The sequence below is a fragment of the Pseudovibrio japonicus genome, assembly GCF_014651595.1.
GTDB classification, from domain to species: domain Bacteria; phylum Pseudomonadota; class Alphaproteobacteria; order Rhizobiales; family Stappiaceae; genus Pseudovibrio; species Pseudovibrio japonicus.
Genome location: NZ_BMXE01000005.1, coordinates 58072 through 78414 on the forward strand (window position 1 = coordinate 58072; position 20343 = coordinate 78414).

Consider the following 20343-nt stretch of genomic DNA (forward strand, 5'->3'; position numbering starts at 1 on the left):
CCACGGTTTTATCGGTTGGGGTGAGTATGGTTGATTTTGTGCATATGGAATGGGGTAGGAACGCGAGTAGTGATGGTTTTGCCGCCACTGTGATTGTGGACTGCCTGAGCTTTTCGACAGCGACCTCCGTTGCTTGTGGCAGAGGGGCGCTGGTGGTGCCGTTTGCGGATTGGGACGAGGGGAAGGCGCTGGCGACGGAAATTGGCGGGGTTTGTGCGGGGAAGCGTCGCGAGGGTGGTTATTCTCTGTCGCCGCCAACGCTTGTGGGGCTTTCTGCTGGTGATGTGCTGGTGTTGCCCAGCCCCAATGGCTCGACGCTTTCGGCTTTGCCAAGAGAGGGGCGGGTGTTTGCCGGGACGCTTCGCAATGCGGCGGCGGTTGCGGGTTATCTGAAGGAGATTTCCGGAAAGGTTCTGCTGGTTGCTGCCGGGGAGAAGTGGCCGGATGGTAGTTTGCGTCCTGCGCTTGAAGACCAGCTGGCGTGTGGAGCGATTGCACATTTGCTTGGGTGTCCGATGTCGTCAGAAGCTGCCTTTGCCAAGGCTGGGTATCTGGCCTGTTCTGATGATTTGCCAGAGGCATTGCAGGGCTGTGCAAGCGGGCAGGAGCTGACGCACTATGGTTACGCTGCTGATGTAGAATGGGCGGCGGAGATGGATTCGGAGAGCTGTGTGCCCGAGTTGGTGCAGGTGGAGCGTGGTGAGCAGACACTTGTAGCTTTTGCGGATGTTGAGCAGGTGCGTGAGGCGGAATCAAAAGTTGAGCTTACATCAGGGTTTATTTTGTCTGAATGAAGCTTCTTGTGCCAGACCTCCTGTAATTCCTCGGTTTTGCTGGTGCGGTGCCGCCACGTCTTTGGGATGCTATCGTTCCCCCAGCGCAAAGAGTATTGACAAATCTTTCGTGTGAAGGCATGAAACTCGCAATCTATTTATTGGGAAAGAGTTACGCGGAATGTTCCTTCGCAAGACCGACACAACGAAATTCATGCGCACTGCGGCGAAAACCGCAGGTATGATGTCGGCTGCAAAAGTGATCGCGAAGACTACCAAGACAATCACCACGAAAACGACCAAGACCACCGTCTAAGGTGCCTCTCTTTCCCGCGCTCTCCCCCGGGACGGAGGGCGCCAGAGGGCTCACCGGGTGCAGTCAGCCTCCGGAGCCAGCGGGGGAGACGAAGAGGACAAAACCAATGGGTTATAAGATTGCGATTGCAGGTGCTACCGGCAATGTAGGTTCGGAGATGCTGGATATTCTGGCAGAGCGTGGGTTCCCGGCAGATGAAGTGATTGCATTGGCATCTCGCCGTTCTCAGGGCAAAGAGATTTCCTTCGGTGACAAAACACTCAAAGTTCAGGCGATGGAGAATTTCGACTTCTCTTCCGTTGATATCTGCCTGATGTCTGCTGGCGGTTCCATCGCCAAAGAGTGGGCGCCGAAGATTGCTGCTAAGGGCTGTGTTGTCATCGATAACTCATCCGCATGGCGCTATGATGCAGATGTTCCGCTGATCGTGCCTGAAGTGAACGCGGATGACATTGTTGACTTCAAAAAGAAGAACATCATAGCAAACCCGAACTGTTCCACCGCGCAGCTGGTTGTAGCTCTGAAGCCTATTCACGAGCAGGCTGGCATCAAGCGCCTTGTCGTGTCCACTTACCAGTCCGTATCCGGCGGCGGTAAAGAAGCGATGGACGAGCTGTTCAACCAGACCCGCGCTGTATATGTGAATGATCCGATCGTGCCTGAGAAGTTCACCAAGCGCATTGCGTTTAACGTGATTCCGCACATCGACGACTTCATGGAAGATGGTTACACCAAGGAAGAGTGGAAGGTTCTGGCCGAGACCAAGAAGATGCTCGACCCGACCATCAAAGTTACTTGTACTGCTGTTCGTGTGCCTGTGTTCGTTGGTCACTCTGAGTCAGTTAACATGGAGTTGGAGAACCCGCTTTCTCCTGAAGAAGCACAGGACATTCTGCGTGAAGCACCTGGTATTCTTGTTGTCGATAAGCGTGAAGACGGTGGCTACGTCACTCCTTACGAATGTGCTGGTGAAGACGCGACTTACGTTTCCCGTATCCGCGAAGATGCAACCGTTGAGAATGGCCTGAACATGTGGGTTGTTTCCGATAACCTGCGTAAGGGTGCTGCTTTGAATGCTGTTCAGATCGCTGAGGTTCTGGTGAACCGTGGCCTGATCACACCAAAAGCAAAAGCAGCTGCATAATCTAGTCTGTTACTGACATGATGATGAAGGGCACCTTTTCAGGTGCCCTTTTTGTTAGAGGCTGCTGAAGGTAATGCTGGTGAGGTGGCCATTCCAGAACGGCAGTATTTTGCCTTTTGCCGCGCGGGCGATGATGAACTTGTGGGGGATCATCATGCCGGAAACTTCCTTATAGTCTGTGCGGTAAACGTGCTCTCCTGAGCCGTGATAGGGCGATGTGAGATCGCCGTCTTCTTCTGCATCAAAGCGTTCCAGACTTCCGTCTTCTCTGAAGGTTGCAACAAGAGAGGCTGAATATCCGCTCATGGTGACGGTTGCTCTGGCTCGGGTGTCATCGATGGCTTCCCACGTTACCGGACCGCCCGGCATCAACGCGACGGGGTAAAGCGGGCTTTCCAAAAGCCAACGGCGCAGCGAAGTGGCGTTGAGTTCTGGTGTTTCCTTTTCGTCGACAACAGTGATCGTGGAGAGGATTTTTGCTTTCATCTCCATTCTGACATCGGCGTAGGCATCATAGGCCCTTGCCCAAACTCCCGGAATGATTGGGGTTGTTGCCGAGAACGCCAAGGCAGGAGTGTTTGCTGCCACGACCTGCTCTGCTGTTGTTGCTGCAAAGCCTTCCGTCTGAGGTCGCCGGAACTGGCCTTCCATTTCCATTGAGACGTGGGAGATGTTTGTCGGGCCATTGGGGAAGGAGAACTGGAGATACCGTTGAACGACTTTGGGTAGCGTTGACAGTGCAGCGTTATCCCAGTTCGGACCTTCGGTCTGTTGGGCCAGTGCAATGACGTTTTGTCGGTGGGCCTTGATGTCAGCTTCTGTCTGCCAGGTGGAGTAGGCGACATAGGTTGAGGTCAAAGCGATGGCTGAAAGGGATAGGGCAAATGAAATTTTGAGTATGCGCATTAGGGTCTCCGTGAAAATAGAAAAGCGTAATTATGTGTACGGATTGATTGCAACCGTATTCTTGTGTACGCTTTATGTCAACCAGGAGGCCTGACGTGCGGAATGAGAAGAAAACTGAGCGGCAGAAACAGATCACTGAAGCGGCCTATAGCGTGTTGGCTGAGAAGGGGTATGTGGGTGCCTCCATGCTCAGCATTGCTAAGAAGGCAAAGGCTTCCAACGAAACACTGTATCGCTGGTACGGCAATAAGCAGGGGCTGTTTCGGGATCTGGTAGCGCAGAATGCAGAACTGGTTGCCGCCCAGTTGGAAGAGGAGTTGGGCAAGACAGGGCACTCCCTCAAAGTACTTGAGGTTGTTGGCGAAAGGTTGCTTGCCATGTTGCTCAGTCCACGTGCAGTGATGCTGAACCGGGCAGCAGCGGCTGATGCTGAAGTTTCCGGCGAGTTAGGGCAAGCACTGGCTGAGGCCGGACGGAACCGTGTTTTTCCGCTGCTGGTGCAATTGCTTGAGCAGCTGAAGGAAGATGGTTTTCTTTGCTTTGACCATGTGGTGGAAGTTGCTGAGCTTTATGTGGCCTTGCTGGTTGGGGATATGCAGATACGCCGGGTGACTGGTGTTCTTGCTGAGCCGTCTCCTGACGATATCCGGAGGCGCGCGCTCCGGGCCAGTGAGCGACTGGCTGCGATCTATGGGCCAGTTGCGCGCGGTGCCTCCTAAACTTATCCCCCTCGTTTTTCCTCGTTACAGTGAATGCATACCTACGTAACGGGCTGCTGGCGGACCGTCCGTCAGTTGGTCGTAGGTTGGGCGGAGCTACTTTGAGAGGTAACGTATTTCGCAGTAGGTCTGTAGAGATTGCCCTGGATCCCTGATCAAGTCAGGGATGACGGCGGTAACGGAAGCGATACAATAAGAACCTCAACTACGTCATGCCGCACAAGCGCAGCGCGATGCGGTATCCAGAGCCAGCAATACAGGCATTAGAGCGTATTCCCGAAAAGCGGGTCCGGTTTTCGGAGAAGAATACGTGTGAAAACAAACGCTTAGAGCTTGGCGCGTGAATTCATATGAACGCAGCATGCTCTAGAAATCTTCGCCCTGTCCCTACAACACATTGCGTTCTAGCAAGAAGACTAATCCTTCTTGCCAAAAACTTATCCCCCCACATCAAAACACAGGTCATACTTTCTCCCATGCCTACGTTACGGGCTGCTGGTGGACCGTCCGCCAGTTGGGCGTAGGCTGGGTGGGGCTACTGTGGGAGGTAACGTATTTCGCAGCAGGTCCGTGGAGGTTGCCCAAACGCCATGAGTGTTGGGGCGGGAGGATGCGCGGCCAAACCAGAGGGCGTCAGCACTGGGAGATATTCTGTAACAGGAGTGCCTTCTCAAAGCGTCTTTTGGAGCTTGGCCATAGCCTCCTACAAAAACGCCCGGGCAAGGCGACAGCCAATGCCGAAGAAACTAATTTAACAAGTAGCGCAGGCACTGCCTGCTCGCCTTGCTCATCCCGTTCCTCGGGACACTCTGGTTCAACACTGCATGGATGCCATGCGGTGCTCTTCGTGTTTGCTGGATACTTTTTGCAGGGGCTATGCTAGGTTTTTGCCAAAATATGGGGGGACTATGCAGAGGTTTGAAATCAGAGCGGCGCGGCATGATGAGTTGCCGGAAGTTGCGCGCATGTATCGGCATTCACGGGATCAGTGCCTTTCGTTTTTACCAAAACTGCATACACCGGCAGAAGACCTTTGGTTTTTTCAGAATATTGTTTTTAAGAGCAATGAACTGACAATAGTCATAGGAGATGAGCAAATCATCGGTATGATGGCCACCAAAGATGACTGGATAGAACAGCTTTATCTGGATCCGCGACACCTGCGGAAAGGCATTGGCTCCAAGCTCTTGGACCTGGCAAAAGCTCAATCTTCCGGGAATCTGAAGCTTATGTGCTTTGTTGAGAATACGGATGCCAGAGTATTTTACGAAGCGCATGGCTTTAAGGAAGTGAAGCGGACAAGCGGTTCAGAGAATGAAGAAGGCGCACCGGATATCTTGTATGAGTGGCAGGCCTAGTCTGCCCAGCAAGGTTGATGGTTCCGTGTGTTGGTCAAAGGCGGAAGCGGGATAATACCCCCAAAATATCAGGGGGCATATACGGTGAGTTCCGTCTAGCACAGCATGACTCTGAGTGGCATTGTTCAACGTAGATGTACTCTAGGACCATGTGTTGGGAGGCGCACGAGAATGCTGAACACTGCAAGTTATGCCAATTACAAGATCACGCATACGGATGAGACTTTTACGGATTGGCTTGTGAAATCCGCAGGGCCCAAGTGGGATGCGGCAGTCAATCATCCATTCACGGTTGCGATTGGCGATGACACGGTCAGTTCCGAGGCGGTTAAGCGCTATCTGCTGGAGGACTATCACTATATCCTGGATCTTGCGTCTGCGCTTGGCTTTCTCATTGCCAAAGCACCAACAATGACGGCAAAAGCGCATTTGGCAAAGTTTGTTGATGGATTGACCTCGAATGAACTCAGTTTTTTCCAGCGGGCTTTCAAGGAGTTGGGTGTTGAACCCGAGGTCTACGAGAACACGGAACCGAACTCCGTTACTCGTGCGATTGGGTCAATGCTTCTGTCCACGTCAGGTAAGGGCCATTACATTGATGGTATGGCTGCGCTGCTGGCTACAGAGTGGATCTATCGTGAATGGGGACATCGTGAAGCTGCGAAGCCGACCCCCAAGCGCCCCTACCTTGCTGAATGGGTTGAGTTTCTGGCTTGTGATGAGTTTGGTGAGTTCATAGAGTGGCTCAAGCAGGAAGTGAATGTGCATGGCGAAGAAGAGCGGGCGCAACGCCAGAGCGAGATATCAGAAAGCTTCACTTACATGTGCAAGTTGGAGGCGGATTTCTTTGATATGGTGAGCTGATTAACAGGCCATATTTTTGGTGCGAAATGCTCTCTGTTTTGCAGGGAGCATTTTTTTCCAGTTTAGTGAGTCCTGACCCAGACCTTTCGCCTAAAATCAGGGGGCAAGTACACGTTTCCATGTATCTGCTCTGTGATTTTGCCCGATAATTGAAAGAGAGCGCAAACTGTTCCTAAACTAGATTTTGTTAACCTATCCCTTCTGGGAAGTATTTTTTATTCAATTGGTGTTTTTTGATGATGTTTTCTAATGCTGGCTGCTTTTAGTAGTTTATCTGACTTAAATGGGCTTTTTGCCCGCTTGATTGTAGAAAATTTTCCTCATTCTGGTAAAACACGGTCAACAAAGAAACACGAATAAGGAATAGATATGTTCTCTCGTTCTACTGTTGCTGCCCTTGCCCTTCTCGTGGCTGTTCCTGCTCAGGCTGAAACAATCCGCGTGGGCATGTCTGGTGGGTATTTCCCATTCACTTTCGTCAAGCAGGATGTTCTGCAGGGCTTTGAAGTTGACGTTGCTCGTGCAATTGGTGAGCAGACCGGTGATGACATCGAATTCGTCACCATGAGCTTCTCCGGTTTGGTTGGTGCTCTGGAAGCTGACCGTATTGACACTATTGCGAACCAGATCACGATTACACCTGAGCGTGAAGCGAAGTACGTCTTCTCCCAACCGTACGTTTACGATGGTGCGCAGGTTGTTACTAAAAAAGGCAACGACGACGTCAATGGCGTTGAAGACCTGAAAGGCAGAAGCGTTGCGGTTAACCTCGGTTCCAACTTTGAAGACCTGATGCAGGATCTGCCATACGCGAATGAAATCGACATCCGCACCTATGAAAGCAACCTGGCTCAGGATACTGCTCTTGGCCGTGTTGATGCGTTTGTGATGGACCGCGTTAGTGCTACTCAGCTGATCAAAGAAACGCCACTGCCGCTGGAGCTGGCTGGTGCACCGTTCTCTGAAATTCGTAACGCAATGCCGTTCCGCAATGATGAAGAAGGTAAAGCTTTGGCTGCTAAGGTAGATGCTGCTATCACTGAGCTGAAGGCTTCTGGCAAGCTTGCCGAGATCTCCGACAAGTGGTTTGGTGCGGACATCACTAAAGCTGACTAAGCCGTCTGTTTTTAAATAACTATAATAAGACCTGAATATGCGCGCCTTAAATCTGGATTATATGCTCGGCCTTGTGCCGGTCCTCTTAAAGTACCTACCCCTAACTTTGGGTATGGCAAGTTTGTCCATGATTTTGGCGCTCATACTTGCATCGCTGTTTGCGATTATCCGTGTGGTTCGCTTCCCAGTTCTGGATGCGGCCACGCGGCTCTTTATCAGCTTCTTCCGTGGCACACCGCTGCTGGTGCAGCTGTTTCTGTTTTACTACGGCCTGCCGCAGTTGTTCTCGTTTCTCACCGCGATTGACGGGGTTACGGCAGCGATTATTGGTCTGACGCTGCACTTTTCCGCCTATATGGCAGAGAGTATTCGTGCTGCGATCCTCGGCGTTGACCGCAGCCAGTGGGAAGCGGCAAAGTCGATCGGAATGTCGACCGGTCAGATGATGCGTCGGATTATTCTGCCGCAAGCGGCGCGTGTTGCTGCGCCGACTCTGATCAACTACTTCATTGACCTGATCAAGAGCACCAGTCTGGCCTTTACACTAGGTGTGACCGAGTTGATGGGCGCTGCGCAGAAAGAAGCTGCGGGAAGCTTCCTGTACTTCGAGACATTTATTGTTGTTGCAGTGATCTATTGGGCTGTGGTCGAAAGCCTCGCTTTCATCCAGACCCGTATTGAAAACCGACTTTCAAAGGCTGTTTCCAGATGATCCAGATCCGCGGGCTCACAAAAATCTATAATGGTGTTCCTGTGTTGAACGGGATCGACCTGGATATCGAAAAAGGCGAACGTATCGCCATCATCGGACCGTCCGGAACCGGTAAGTCGACCTTGCTGCGCTGTCTCAACTTTCTTGAGACGCCTGAAAAGGGCGAATACATTCTTGATGGCAAAACCATCGATGTTCAGAAGGCTAATGCGGCTCAGATCAAAGAGATGCGTCTGAGAACGGCGTTTATCTTTCAGAACTATGCGCTATTTGCCAACAAAACTGCTCGCGAGAACATTGCTGAAGGGCTGATTACTGTTCGTGGTGAGCCCAAAGAGGCTGCGTTTGAGCGTTCGGATGCGATCCTCCGGGATATCGGCATGGCAGAAAAAGCTGATGCCTATCCGGCTTCCCTGTCGGGCGGTCAGCAGCAGCGTGTGGGTATTGGCCGGGCTATGGCCAGCGACGCAGAGCTGATGCTGGTAGATGAGCCGACCTCAGCGCTTGATCCAGAGTGGGTGGATGAAGTGCTGCAGTTGCTGACGCGGGTAGCGCAGGCTCATCAGACCATGCTGATCGTGACCCATGAGATGGCGTTTGCAAAAGAGATTGCCGACCGTGTTCTGTTCATGGAAGGTGGCCGGATCGTTGAGCAGGGTCCGCCTGAAAAGATCTTTACCAGTCCGGATGACCCGAGGACCCGTAGCTTCCTGCGCAAAGTCCTATAAGGAATTTCGAAAGCGGTACCTCTTGATGGAAGTACCGCTTTTCTTTTATCGGCCTTTCAGGGCATCATTGACCTGAATGAGTTCTGCATTGCCGCCGCAGAGTAGGACACCGACGCGCTCGCCGTCTGCTGGCTTGTAGGCGCCGGAAATGAGCGCTGCCAATGCGGTGGCTCCGCCGGGTTCCACAACCAGCTGCATCTCTCTCCAGAGGCAGCGTTGTGCGGCCAGGATGGCGTCGTCTTCCACCAGAACGGATTGTGCAATATGCTTGCTTGCCACCTCAAAGGGGTATGTGCCGCACCGCTTTGCACCAAGTGCATTGGCTGCAATGCTGTTGAGCTCCACGTCTACCGGCTCTCCGGCTTTGAGGGCTGCGTGCAGGGAGCATGAACCAGTTGGCTCCACGGCGATAATCTTGGTTGGGGTATCGGCGTAGTAACTTGCAATGCCTGCGGCAAGGCCGCCGCCACCAACAGCGACGAGGATAGTATTCAGATCAGGGTTTTGCTCTGCCCACTCCAGCGCCACTGTGCCCTGACCATTGATTGTATCAATCGCGTCGTAGGGGTGAATATCAATTGCGCCGGTCTGCGCTTGGTATTGAGAGCAAAGAGCTGCAGCGTCTGCATAAGTTGCGCCTTCTATGTGAAGATCAGCCCCAAAGCTGCGGATCTTGTCGACCTTTGCCGGGTTTGAGATCTCAGGCACGAAGATCTTGGCAGTGAGCCCGAGTGCATGAGCTGCACACGCGACTGCGGCACCGTGGTTTCCGCCAGATGCGGCTGTAACTCCAGCCTCGGGAATACGGCTGTTCAGTAGTGAATTAAAAGCTCCACGGGCTTTGAAAGAGCCAGAGTGTTGCAGATGCTCCAGTTTCAAGGAAATGGAGTATTTCAAGCCGAAGGTTCCGTTACCGCTCACAATACACGGGGTCTTGCGAATGTGTTTCTGGATCCGTTCGTAAGTGAATTCAATTTGTTGCTTCGATATTTGCACGCGAATGGCCTAATTTATTTTTTGATATTGAGAACCTCGGGAAACCTCGAGGCTCTGGAACTTGTGGCAATGACCTCAGGTCGCAGGCATTGCGGTTTCAACCAATTTGATGAAATAGGAGCAACCGTAGGGTATTACTTCGTCGTTGAAGTCATATTCTGGGTGATGTAGGCCAGCGCTATCGCCGTTTCCGAGGAAGACAAAAGCCCCAGGCTTTTCTTCCAGATAATAGGAGAAGTCTTCGGCTCCCATGATTGGTGCTAGGTTCTTGTCTACCTTATCTATGCTACCCGAGATTTCTGTAGCAATTCGTGTTGCGAAGTTGGTTTGCTCCGGGTGATTAACTGTGGTCGGGTAACCCTCTGAAAACTCCAGCTCCACGTCCGCGCCGTTTGCTGCACATATGCCTTCAACGACTTGCTTTATGCGTTCGGCAGCCTGTTTGCGGGTTCCTTTGGCGAGCGTTCGGATTGTTCCGCCAAGTTTTACGGTCTCCGGAATGATGTTGTATGCGGTACCGGCCTGAAAGAAGGTCACGGAAACTACGATGGATTGCAGCGGATCGACATTTCGGGATGCGATTGATTGCAAGGCGGATACGATTTGTGAGCCAACAATAATCGGATCGATTGTCTTGTGTGGGTAAGCAGCGTGACCTCCCTTACCTTTCACGGTGATGGTAAACTCATCGGAAGAGGCCATTAATGCACCGGGCCGGGTCCCAAAGTGGTTGAGCGGTGTGCCTGGCTGGTTGTGCAGGCCGTAAATTTCGTCAACGTGCCAGCGTGTGAACAGGCCGTCGTCCATCATTGTTTTGGCGCCCCCACCACCTTCTTCAGCCGGTTGGAAAATGAGGATAACGGTACCGTCAAAATTACGGGTTTCAGTCAGGTATTTTGCGGTTCCCAGCAGCATGGCGGTGTGCCCGTCGTGGCCACATGCGTGCATGGCGCCTTCGTTTTTGGACGCATACTCCTTGCCGGTTTCCTCGGTCATGGGAAGGGCGTCCATGTCCGCACGGAGGGCAATGGATTTTCCGGTACCGCCGTTGCGGCCTTTGATGACACCGACGACGCCTGTGCGGCCTACGCCTGTTGTGACTTCATCAACGCCGATCTCAGTAAGGATTTCGGCTACTTTTGCTGATGTGCGGTGGGTTTCATAGAGAACTTCGGGATATTCGTGAAAATCGCGGCGCCAAGCGGTGATTTCATCATGCATTTCTGCAAGCCGATTAATGGTTGGCATCAGACTGCTCCCTCAAATACTTCGGATTTTTATTGCTATGAAATAATGCGTCTCACTTTGGCCCAGTGCAGTGAAATATTGCAAGAGCAAATCAATCGCAAAAAGGTCAGTTGAGTAAATTTAAATGGACTGCTCGTCGCGTTTGTTTACCAACCCCAAAACTGCTTCATCACGACAGAGTATAGCTGTCGTCAGAACACATATTGCACTTGGTTCAACTTTAGCAACAGCGAGGCAGTATGGCGATTTATCTGAGTGTTTTTCGGAATGTCACTGAAGAGAAGCAACACTGGATGTTTCTTAACAAAGCCAATCGATATGTCAGCCTTTTGCCTGCTCGCTCTGAGTTTGAAACCGGGCCTTTTGACTTCCGCCGGAATGCCTCAATCAATCTGCTTGTGAACGGTGGCTTGTACGGTACATCGCTGCGTTACAACTCGTTGCGTGACAGCTGGAGCCTTTGGCCTTTGACCAGTGACTTTTCGCTGCAGGTAGAAAAGCGCACCGTTGTTGTCGAATGTGCTCTGACCACCCCTTATGCTGCTGACGCGAATGTGGCCTCTCTTACTCGGTTTTATGAGGAAATGAGCAGGCCGGGCGGTTGAGCCTTGCTGCTGGTGGTTACGCGAAGGCGTAGACGGCGGTCTTTTTTGTCTCGTTGTCTTCCAGCTCTCGCTGAACCGGAATTTCGTAGGTTTGCAGGTGTGTGAGTCGTGATGCGGGGAAGTAAGAGCGCTGTGGATCGCCAACCAGTACGGGAACCGGTTTGATTTGGCGGTTTGCATCAAGCCAACCTAATACACTTGCTGTCATCTCCGGATCATAAAAGACGTCACCGCAACAGATCAGGTCATATTGGGCAAGAGAGCTTTTAAGAAGGTCTTGTGTGGTGACTTCAATTGTAACCTGATTCAGGTCTGCGTTGATAAGTGCAGAATCTGCAGCAAACAGGTCAATGTCGGCAGCGACGGCAGAGGCTGCGCCAGCTTTCATGGCTGCGATGGCGACGAGGCCGGAGCCGCTGGCAAAGTCAAGGATGTGCTTGCCTCTGACCGTTTCCGGGTTGTCCAGAATGTAGCGTGCCAGTGCTTGCCCGCCTGCCCATGCAAATGCCCAGAAGGGGGAGGGAACACCGAGCTTTTCCAGCTCCTCTTCTCCCATACGCCACAGATCGACGCTTTCGTCGGCCAGGTGGAGGGAGAGGGACGGCGCATGTGGGACAGGGTGAATGCGTGTCTGTTCCAGAATAAAGCTGCGCCGATCCGTAATTGCCATAGCAGATCAGACCTCGGAAGGGTCCATGCCTGCCATCTCCAGAACCACAGCCCATTCTTCTGGCTTGACCGGCTGAACGGACAGGCGCATGGAGGTTACTAGAGCCATGTCGGAGAGGCGTTCCTCGGCCTTGACCTGCGCCAACGTGACTGTCTGCGGCAGGTCTTTAACGGCTTTGATATCAACGCATTCCCAGCGCGGATCGTCGGTTGTGGAATCCGGATGCACCAAGGCACACACTTCTACAATGCCGACGACTTCCTTGCCGATATTGGAGTGATAGAAGAAGCCGCGGTCGCCGATTTTCATATCGCGCATGAAGTTGCGGGCCTGATAGTTGCGTATGCCGTCCCACTCTTCGCCTTCTTCGCCCTTGGCTTTTTGTTGTTCCCAAGACCATTTGTTAGGTTCGGATTTGAACAGCCAGTATTGCAACGCTTCCTCCATGTAAACTGTATGTGTGTTTTGATCGAAGTGATCGAGTCGATGTTTCGGGAACACACAGTAAATGGAGCACCAGCTTTTCGAAACATGGCGTGTGCTCCAGTTTAGATATGTTGTAAAACGTAACTTACAGCAAAATTACATTTCCGGGTTCTTTAATACCCAGTTCCATGGGCGGATCTCAACAGATTCAAACAGGCCTGCGAGAGCGTATGGGTCTTCGTTCGCCACTGCCAGTGCTTCGTCGCGGTTTGCAGCTTCAATAATGACCAGCGAACCGGTTGGGGACACAAGATCATCACACATGAATGGACCAGCACCTTTCAGCCGATCACCAAGACCGTTCAGGAAGTTGAGGTGCTCTTCGCGGGTCTTCTGACGAAGCTCTACCGAATGGGGCTTGTCTGTGCAGATGAGAGCGTACAGCATATTGGATACTCCAGTAGCGGGATTTCAACCCAACCTTTAAAACCCTGATTTCTAATCAGGTAAATCTGACTTTATGTGGATTCTGTTAGGGGTGGGTCTCTCGTTTGAGGGGGCGCGTCATTAAGTCGCTTAGTGCTTGTGCGACATCGATCTTACCGGCCACAATCTGAGAAACCGCTCTGGCAATTGGCATTTCGACGCCGTGTTTGTCGGCCAAGTCTACCGCGATATTGGCTGAGTGTGCGCCCTCTGCAAGCTTTTGGCCCGGTGCGACGAGCTCTTCCGGTTTTCTGCCCTGACCGATCTTGAGGCCGAACGCGAAGTTGCGTGACTGTGTAGAGGAACAGCTCAGTACGAGATCGCCCAGACCGGACAGACCGGTGAGGGTTTCACTTCTTGCGTTCAATGCCATGCCGAGACGTGTTAGTTCTGCAAAACCACGTGCGGTGAGGGCTGCCTGTGCGCTGGCGCCGAGGCCGTAGCCGATGGCAGCGCCACATGCGATGGCCAGAACGTTCTTGAGAGCACCGCCGATCTGGACGCCGATGAGGTCATCGGTTGCGTAGGGGCGGAAACTGTTAGACGCCAATGCTGCGGAAAGCTGATCTGCGACTGCGCCATCTTCCGCTGCGATTGTCACGGCAGTGGGCAGGCCTTTGGTCACATCGCTCGCGAAGCTTGGGCCGGACAGGGCTGCTGGAATTGCGTCTGGTGCGACGGACTTGATGATTTCGGAAAGCAATCGGCCAGTCTTTTGCTCGATGCCCTTCGCGCAGAGCACAATGGGCGTTTCCGGTTTGAGAAACGGTCTGATTGCCTCGGTCATTGCGCGGGTTGTCTGTGCTGGTGTGACGAGCAGCAGAGCGTCGGCGTCTCTGACAGCTTCTTCCAGGCTATCGGTTGCCGTGATCTGCTCTGTCCACTGGATGCCGGGCAGGTATTTCGGATTTTGCTTGCTGGTGTTGATTGCGGTGACAGTCTCCGCATCACGCGCCCATATGATGGCGTCACGACCTGCTCTTGCAGCTGCCAGAGCGAGCGCAGTTCCCCAAGATCCTCCGCCAATTACAGCGATCTTGTTCAGAGCAGTGGTCATGTTGTTTTCCTTATCGGATAATGTTCAATCGTTCACAGAGCTGTTCGAGAGGGAGACCGAACCCGCCTAGCATTGTTAAGCTGGACTTAGTTGTGTTGTCTGCCAAATCAACCCAGAGGAAGCGAAAGAGTATGGGATCTCCACCGTCATTTGGGCTCATTTCGTAATGATCCCATGTTTGCTTCGCCTTATGGGTGACCTTGACGTGAAAGAAAGCGCTACGATGTAGTTCCTGACCCTCTGTTCGGTCATCTTCATAAAGGTACTCACGCTTGTCAAACTGTTCCAGCGCACCGGTCACTGCCAGGCCGGTTTCTTCTTCAAACTCGCGCTTTGCGGCAATGAGATAACTTTCGCCGGGGTCCACCGTTCCACCAGGTACCTGGAACTCTCCTGAAAGGTCTGTTTCCGGTTCCTTGAATACGAGGAGGTGTGTGCCGCAGGTCATGTAGACGTAAGCTTTGTGCCGAGGCTGTAGTGCTGTTTTTTCCATGAGTCAATCAACGCAATGCTTTGAATATTTGGCGGATGTTATGCGGAGGACTTTGTCTCAGGCAAGGCGTGAAGCGGTTTTGTACATGATAAGCAGCAAGACGTTGGTACTATTGAAACGCCGTTTAGCACCGCATGGCATTCCATGCAGTGTTTGACCAAGATTTCCCGAGGAACGGGATGGGCAAGGCGAGCAGGCAGTGCCTGCGCTACTTTTTAGTTTAGTTTCTTCGGCATTGGCTGTCGCCTTGCCCGGACGTTTTTGTAGGAGGCTATGGCCAAGCTCCAATAGGCGCTTTGAGAAGGTGATCCCGACTGATGCAGGTACCTCCCAGTGTTGACGCCCTTTGGTTTGGCCGCGCATCCGCCCGCCCCAACACTGTTGGCGTTTGGGCAACCTCCACGGACCTGCTGCGAAATACGTTACCCTCCACAGTAGCCCCATCCAGCTCGCACCAGCTTGAGGGACGTTCCCCCAAACTGCCCGTTGCATGAGCTTGATACACAGTTTGCACGTGTCTTGGGGGAGGGGGATAAGTTTTTGACCGAACGACATAAAAAATCCCGCAGGTGCTGCGGGATTTCGAAAGTGCGTTCGTGCTGATTGGCTCTATGGCGGTGGTTAGACCTTCGCGCCTTTGCGGCCAAAGCCGACGACGCTTTCGGATTTTTTGTCGAGTGGCCAGCGAGGACGGGGGGCTTCGTTCATGTCGTCGCCAATCCCGTTTTGCTCCAGAATGGACGGGTCTTCGGCTGCCAGCTGTCTCAGGCGCTCGGCACCGGCCCATGCGATCATGGCGGCGTTATCTGTGCATAGTTTGTGTGGTGGGGCGATCAGTTCTGCATGTTGCTCTGCTGCAACCTGATTGAGACGCGTGCGAATTGCTTCGTTTGCTGCCACACCGCCTGCGATGACCATCTTTGGTGGTGTATCCGGATAGCGGTCCTTGAACAGCTGGAAGGCACGTGCGCTGCGTTGGCCGACGACATCCGCCACGGCTTCCTGAAAGGATGCGCACAGATTGTTGACGGTTTGCTCGCTGACTGGTTCTTCCTTCAGCGCTGCGGTGCGCACGGCGGTTTTGAGACCAGCAAAGGACATGTCGAGGCCGGGGCGGTCAAGCAGTGGGCGCGGCAGTTTGTAGACGGTTGGGTCACCAAGTTTTGCAGCTTTTTCTACAGCCGGGCCGCCGGGATAAGGCAGGCCGAGGAGTTTGGCTGTTTTATCGAAAGCTTCGCCGATTGCATCATCGATCGTGGTGCCGAGTCGCTCGTATTCCCCAAGAGCTTTTACGAGGAGATACTGCGTGTGTCCGCCGGAGACGAGGAGTAGCAGGAATGGGAACTCAACCTGATCCGTCATGCGGGCTGTCAGGGCGTGACCTTCCAAATGATTTACTGCAATCAATGGTTTGTTGATCGCCATCGCAATGGATTTTGCTGTCATCAGGCCCACAATGACGCCGCCAATGAGGCCGGGGCCTGCGGTTGCGGTGACTGCGGAGAGATTGGAGTAATTCACATTTGCCGTTTTCATCGCCTGTTCTACGATACCATCCAGCAACTGAATATGGGCGCGCGCGGCAATCTCTGGTACAACACCGCCGAACGGTGTGTGCTTATCGATTTGAGAATGCACCACGTTGGACAAAATTTCGCATTTGCCATCTTGATCAATCTCAAGGACAGCGGCGGCAGTTTCGTCACAACTCGTTTCGATGCCGAGGATGGTCAGCACGTTTTGGTCTCCTTTGGCCGCATGGTTTTTGTCGTTCTCTCATGCGAAAAGCATGGTTGATTTCGCGGGCCGATGATTTTATGTCGCTCATCTAACATGAGCCCCTAGCATTGGGAATGTGATCCTTGCAAACAAAACCTATAAGAATTGGTACACGTGGAAGCGCCCTGGCACTGGCTCAGGCGCATGAAACACGCGCTCGTCTCGCGAAGGCACACGGGTTAACCGATGATGACTTCGAGATTGTTGTTATAAAGACAACGGGAGACCAAATTCAAGATAGGCCTCTTTCCGAAGCTGGCGGCAAAGGCCTGTTTACCAAGGAAATTGAGGAAGCTTTGCTGGATAAGTCCATTGATTTGGCGGTGCACTCTTCCAAAGATATGCCGACAGTTCTTCCTGATGGTCTGGGCATGACTGCTTACCTTCCACGTGAAGATGTGCGTGATGCTTTCATTTCGCCGAAGGTGGAGAAGCTGACTGATCTTCCACAGGGAGCCGTGGTTGGGTCTTCCAGCCTGCGTCGTCAGGCACAGATTAAACGTCTGCGTCCTGATCTGGACGTCGTGATGTACCGTGGTAATCTGCAAACCCGTTTGCGTAAGCTGGATGAAGGGGTGGTTGATGCAACTTTCCTGGCTTATGCTGGCCTGCGCCGTCTGGGGCAGGGGGATCTGGTGACATCGCTAATGGATCTGGAGCACTTCCTGCCAGCGGTTGGTCAGGGTGCCATTGGCATTGAGGCGCGTCTTGGGGATGAAGAGACGGCACGCATTCTTGCGCCGATCCATCACGCCGAGACTGAAAGCCGACTTCTGCTGGAGCGGGCTTATCTGGCCGAGATGGATGGGTCGTGCCGGACGCCGATTGCCGGTCTTTCGCACGTTGAAGGGGATCGCATCCGCTTCCGTGGGGAGGTGATCAAGCCGGATGGCAGCCAAACACACACGGTGGAAGGTGAAGGCCTGTTGAGTGATGCGGAAGAGATTGGCCGCGAACTGGGCAAAGAGCTGAAAGCCAAATCCGGTCCAAACTTTCTGGAGCTCTGATGAATATACTCGTGACCCGTCCTCAGCCACAGGCAGGTAAAACTGCTCAGAAGCTGATTGCTATGGGACACGATGTAATTGTTGAGCCGATGCTACGTTTCCAGCCGCTGACCGTTAACAGGGATGTGGCTGGGGATGCCAAAGCGATTGCTGTGACGAGCGCCAATGCGATTGAGGCTCTGGCCGTCAATGGTCTGGTTGATCAGTTGCAGCACCTTCCTGTCTATTCTGTGGGTGAGGCGACAGCCAATGCTGCAGAGACTTCCGGTTTCCAAAATGTGTTCAAGGCAGAAGGGGATGTTGGTTCCCTTGGCCGACTGATCGCGAGCAGTGGTCAGCAGGGGCCTGTCTTCTATCCTGCTGCGGTTGATCGTAGTGGAGACCTTGCCGGGCAACTTAAGCAACAGGGGATTGCCTGCCATTTGACGGAAGTTTATCAAATGGCGGCTGTGACGGGTTTTTCTGAGACGACCCGTGAACAGATTCATGCTGGAACAGTGGATTGTGCATTGTTTTATTCTCTGCGAACAATTCAAATTTTTCTCATGATTGCAAAACTTGAAAAAACCACAGTGTTTCTTAACTCTATGAAAGCATTATGTGTTTCTAAGCGGGTTGCGGAACAAGCTGCGGTGTTCGGGGAAGTTTTGACTGCAAAAGCGCCTAGTGAGGATGGTTTGTTTGAACTTCTTTGAGCTGCCATAAGTTGAGAGGAAGTGATTTGGACTTTTCCGGCCCCACTGGAGGAGTTATCGTTTTTTGGCAAGGTGCTAATTCTCCCTGATAGTAGTTTGCTGATGGGATGCTTATGTTAGTGAAAAGGCCTCTTCGGATGCCTTATCAAGTTTGCGTGCGTATAAAACTTGGCGCGGCTGGAAACTGCTTGAAACGCGCCATTCTAGGAGGTTTTGATGGCTGCTGATGATAAAAAGGGTGGGAACTCCACCGGGGCAGGCTCGGGTGGTGGCAACTCATCACGGAAATCTCCACTCTCTGGCGGGTCTCGTAAGCCAGTGGTGATTGATCTGCCTGCAAAAGACGTTTCCAAGAGTGACAAGCCGGCCGCAAATGCTGGTGGCGCCGGAGCCAAGCCAACCGCGAGCAAGACGGCTTCATCCAAGCCGGGTTCTGTTCCGCCGACTGGTAAACAACAATCACAAACATCCGCGAAGAGTGAAAAAACTGAAGCGACTAAAGCTGGCGATGCGAAGCCTGCAACAGGTGCAAAGCCAGCTATGGGCGCTAAGTCTTCCTCAACCTCAACCTCAACCTCAACCAAGCCAACTGCCGCTGCTACTAGCGCGAAGGCTGCGGGTGATGAGAAAAAGACTGCTGCTGAGGAGAAGAAACCAGCAGCGGGTGAGAAGGCGACAACCGGAACAACTGCGACCAGCGCTGCAAAGCCTGCTGCAGGTGCAAAGACCGGCACGTCCAGTGCTTCTGACAAGACAGCTGCTGCCGGTAAAACTACGGCCACATCGGCTGGCAAGGAACCTGTGAAGGGCAAAGATGGTGCTGGATCAGGGGGTGGCAAGGATACGCCTCCACCGCCGCCTCCATCTGGTAAGGGACCAGGAGGTCCTTCTGACAAGCCTCCGCGCCCGCCTAAACAAGGTGCTGGCTTTGGTGCCATGCTTGGTGCTGGTGTGATCGGCGCGTTGATCGTTGTTGGCGCTGGGGTTGGTTTGCATCAGGTTGGTGCGCTGCAGATGATCGGGGCAGGTTCCCAGCAGAATGCTGAGGAAATTCAGACGCTCTTGCAGACTTCTCAGACCCGATATTCGCAGCTGGAGCAGCAAAATTCCCAGCTAGCGCAACAGGTCTCTGATCTACGTGAACATGCAACAGGCACTTTTGCGGCGAAAGAGACGCTTGATAACCTGAGTGCGCAGCTTGCGACGATCCAGCAGGAAACCAGCAGTAAGCTGAGTGATGCGACTGCTAGTGTGACCAACCAGGTGCAGGAGCAGATTTCTACGCTGGATGCGGAGATCAAAGAGCTCAATGACCTCATCGCAAACGGTGCAGCAGGTGATGGTGCGGCTGTTGCGAGCCTGAAGAATACTCAGGATGAGCTTGCTAAGCAGGTTCATGATCTGGCGACGACCACGCAGCAGAACACCCAGCAGGCTCTGGAAAGTGTGCAGGGTAGTCTGACAGATCTGCAAGGGCAGTTTCAGGCATTACAGGATGCACCGACGCAGCTGAAAGATCTGGGTTCTCAACTTGCTGTGACAAGTTCCAAGGTGGATGAAGCCCTTGCACAGATTGGCAAGGTGACCGCGGAACAGCAGGTTCTGGATGGTAAGATCACAGCTCTCTCCGAGACAGATGCCCAGACGACACAACAGATGACCGCGCGGGTTGACCGGATGGAACAGGCTCTTGGCACTGCAAGCGCTCAAGAACGTGCTGCTCGCGCCATTGCGATTGCTTCGTTGAGCAATGCGGTGGACTCTGGTGAAAGCTATGAGGCCGAACTTGCTGCCGTTGAAGCTGTGTTGCCGGATGATGCTGCTGAGCTGGCACCACTGAAGGCGACTGCGGCGACTGGTATTCCTACTTCTGCTGCATTGATCGCTGGTTTTGGGCAGGTTGCGCGTGACATGAGTGCTGTGTCGCTCACCAGCGCGGATGATGGTGTGGTCGACCGCCTGTTCTCCAGCGCCAAATCGCTTGTTTCTATCCGCACGCCAAACGACAGTGAAGGCACGAGTTCGGGTGCTGTGCTTGGCACCATGGAAGCGCGGGTTTCTGCGGGCGATCTTACCGGAGCAATGACTGCTTATGATGCTTTGCCAGAACCTATGCAGCAGGTTGGGGCGACATGGGCAGAGCAGGTGAAAGCCCGTTTGGCTGCAGATGAATTGGTGAAGAAGATCACCGCGCAAGTTTTGAAGTCGCTTGTTTCTGAAAACAAGTAGTATCGGAAAGGAGCGA

23 protein-coding genes are annotated in these 20343 nt (G+C 53.0%); 14 read left to right on the forward strand and 9 right to left on the reverse strand.

What is annotated here, in order from left to right; translation table 11 throughout:
* The first annotated feature begins 26 nt into the window (after positions 1-26).
* The 3 genes from IE076_RS14535 to IE076_RS14540 all read left to right on the forward strand — a co-directional run bounded on the left by IE076_RS14535 (position 27) and on the right by IE076_RS14540 (position 2233).
* Entirely contained in the window at positions 27-794 is a 768-nt protein-coding gene (locus IE076_RS14535; protein WP_189437520.1) for a 2-phosphosulfolactate phosphatase, read from the forward strand.
* Between the two features lie 160 nt (positions 795-954).
* Positions 955-1089 carry a hypothetical protein gene (locus IE076_RS23010; protein ID WP_280514302.1) on the forward strand — a complete coding sequence of 45 codons (135 nt, stop codon included), beginning with the start codon at positions 955-957 and terminating at the stop codon, positions 1087-1089.
* 106 nt (positions 1090-1195) lie between these two features.
* Complete coding sequence (locus IE076_RS14540) at positions 1196-2233, forward strand: aspartate-semialdehyde dehydrogenase (RefSeq protein WP_189437521.1); 1038 nt, start codon at positions 1196-1198, stop codon at positions 2231-2233.
* Between the two features lie 54 nt (positions 2234-2287).
* On the opposite strand, the gene IE076_RS14545 is transcribed toward IE076_RS14540, so the two are convergent.
* Positions 2288-3139 (reverse strand): DUF6920 family protein, encoded by an 852-nt coding sequence (locus IE076_RS14545; RefSeq protein WP_189437522.1) that lies wholly within the window; start codon positions 3137-3139, stop codon positions 2288-2290.
* Between the two features lie 95 nt (positions 3140-3234).
* Here IE076_RS14545 and IE076_RS14550 point away from each other — a divergent pair, with 95 nt between their 5' ends.
* The 6 genes from IE076_RS14550 (at position 3235) to IE076_RS14575 (ending at position 8636) form a co-directional block, all read left to right on the forward strand.
* A complete protein-coding gene (locus tag IE076_RS14550; RefSeq protein WP_189437523.1) occupies positions 3235-3858 on the forward strand; it encodes a TetR/AcrR family transcriptional regulator in 624 nt (207 codons plus the stop codon).
* Between the two features lie 908 nt (positions 3859-4766).
* Positions 4767-5216: a GNAT family N-acetyltransferase gene (locus tag IE076_RS14555; RefSeq protein ID WP_189437524.1), complete on the forward strand. Its 450-nt coding sequence runs from the start codon at positions 4767-4769 to the stop codon at positions 5214-5216.
* A 171-nt stretch (positions 5217-5387) separates the two neighbouring features.
* Positions 5388-6080 (forward strand): TenA family protein, encoded by a 693-nt coding sequence (locus IE076_RS14560; RefSeq protein ID WP_189437525.1) that lies wholly within the window; start codon positions 5388-5390, stop codon positions 6078-6080.
* Between the two features lie 369 nt (positions 6081-6449).
* Complete coding sequence (locus IE076_RS14565) at positions 6450-7196, forward strand: amino acid ABC transporter substrate-binding protein (RefSeq protein WP_189437526.1); 747 nt, start codon at positions 6450-6452, stop codon at positions 7194-7196.
* A gap of 37 nt (positions 7197-7233) precedes the next feature.
* Positions 7234-7908: an amino acid ABC transporter permease gene (locus tag IE076_RS14570; protein WP_189437527.1), complete on the forward strand. Its 675-nt coding sequence runs from the start codon at positions 7234-7236 to the stop codon at positions 7906-7908.
* On the forward strand, positions 7905-8636 hold the full coding sequence (locus IE076_RS14575; RefSeq protein WP_189437528.1) for an amino acid ABC transporter ATP-binding protein: 732 nt from the start codon (positions 7905-7907) through the stop codon (positions 8634-8636). Before IE076_RS14570 ends, IE076_RS14575 begins: the two co-directional genes overlap by 4 nt.
* Before the next feature lie 45 nt (positions 8637-8681).
* Here IE076_RS14575 and IE076_RS14580 read toward each other — a convergent pair whose 3' ends face one another.
* Together IE076_RS14580 and IE076_RS14585 are read right to left on the reverse strand one after the other, a co-directional pair.
* Entirely contained in the window at positions 8682-9632 is a 951-nt protein-coding gene (locus tag IE076_RS14580) for a threonine/serine dehydratase (RefSeq protein WP_189437529.1), read from the reverse strand.
* 75 nt (positions 9633-9707) lie between these two features.
* On the reverse strand, positions 9708-10880 hold the full coding sequence (locus IE076_RS14585) for a M20 aminoacylase family protein (RefSeq protein ID WP_189437530.1): 1173 nt from the start codon (positions 10878-10880) through the stop codon (positions 9708-9710).
* Positions 10881-11119: 239 nt separating this feature from the next.
* On the opposite strand from IE076_RS14585, the gene IE076_RS14590 reads away from it, so the two are divergent.
* A complete protein-coding gene (locus IE076_RS14590; RefSeq protein ID WP_189437531.1) occupies positions 11120-11485 on the forward strand; it encodes a hypothetical protein in 366 nt (121 codons plus the stop codon).
* A 16-nt stretch (positions 11486-11501) separates the two neighbouring features.
* Here the strand turns inward: IE076_RS14590 and IE076_RS14595 are convergent, their stop codons facing one another.
* From IE076_RS14595 to IE076_RS14615, 5 genes are all read right to left on the reverse strand, one after another.
* Positions 11502-12155 (reverse strand): class I SAM-dependent methyltransferase, encoded by a 654-nt coding sequence (locus IE076_RS14595; protein ID WP_189437532.1) that lies wholly within the window; start codon positions 12153-12155, stop codon positions 11502-11504.
* Between the two features lie 6 nt (positions 12156-12161).
* Entirely contained in the window at positions 12162-12590 is a 429-nt protein-coding gene (locus tag IE076_RS14600; RefSeq protein WP_189437533.1) for an EVE domain-containing protein, read from the reverse strand.
* Positions 12591-12737: 147 nt separating this feature from the next.
* Positions 12738-13028: a YciI family protein gene (locus IE076_RS14605; RefSeq protein WP_189437534.1), complete on the reverse strand. Its 291-nt coding sequence runs from the start codon at positions 13026-13028 to the stop codon at positions 12738-12740.
* 85 nt (positions 13029-13113) lie between these two features.
* Positions 13114-14124: an NAD(P)H-dependent glycerol-3-phosphate dehydrogenase gene (locus IE076_RS14610; RefSeq protein WP_189437535.1), complete on the reverse strand. Its 1011-nt coding sequence runs from the start codon at positions 14122-14124 to the stop codon at positions 13114-13116.
* A 10-nt stretch (positions 14125-14134) separates the two neighbouring features.
* Entirely contained in the window at positions 14135-14617 is a 483-nt protein-coding gene (locus IE076_RS14615; protein ID WP_209009138.1) for an NUDIX hydrolase, read from the reverse strand.
* 317 nt (positions 14618-14934) lie between these two features.
* On the opposite strand from IE076_RS14615, the gene IE076_RS14620 reads away from it, so the two are divergent.
* Positions 14935-15111: a hypothetical protein gene (locus IE076_RS14620; RefSeq protein ID WP_189437536.1), complete on the forward strand. Its 177-nt coding sequence runs from the start codon at positions 14935-14937 to the stop codon at positions 15109-15111.
* A gap of 127 nt (positions 15112-15238) precedes the next feature.
* On the opposite strand, the gene tsaD is transcribed toward IE076_RS14620, so the two are convergent.
* A complete protein-coding gene (gene tsaD, locus IE076_RS14625) occupies positions 15239-16351 on the reverse strand; it encodes a tRNA (adenosine(37)-N6)-threonylcarbamoyltransferase complex transferase subunit TsaD (protein WP_189437727.1) in 1113 nt (370 codons plus the stop codon).
* A gap of 128 nt (positions 16352-16479) precedes the next feature.
* On the opposite strand from tsaD, the gene hemC reads away from it, so the two are divergent.
* From hemC to IE076_RS14640, 3 genes are all read left to right on the forward strand, one after another.
* Positions 16480-17403, forward strand: a complete 924-nt coding sequence (gene hemC / locus IE076_RS14630) for a hydroxymethylbilane synthase (protein ID WP_189437537.1) — start codon at positions 16480-16482, stop codon at positions 17401-17403.
* On the forward strand, positions 17403-18098 hold the full coding sequence (locus tag IE076_RS14635) for a uroporphyrinogen-III synthase (RefSeq protein ID WP_189437538.1): 696 nt from the start codon (positions 17403-17405) through the stop codon (positions 18096-18098). Before hemC ends, IE076_RS14635 begins: the two co-directional genes overlap by 1 nt.
* Before the next feature lie 216 nt (positions 18099-18314).
* Positions 18315-20327 carry a phage tail protein gene (locus IE076_RS14640; RefSeq protein WP_189437539.1) on the forward strand — a complete coding sequence of 671 codons (2013 nt, stop codon included), beginning with the start codon at positions 18315-18317 and terminating at the stop codon, positions 20325-20327.
* Positions 20328-20343 lie beyond the last annotated feature (16 nt).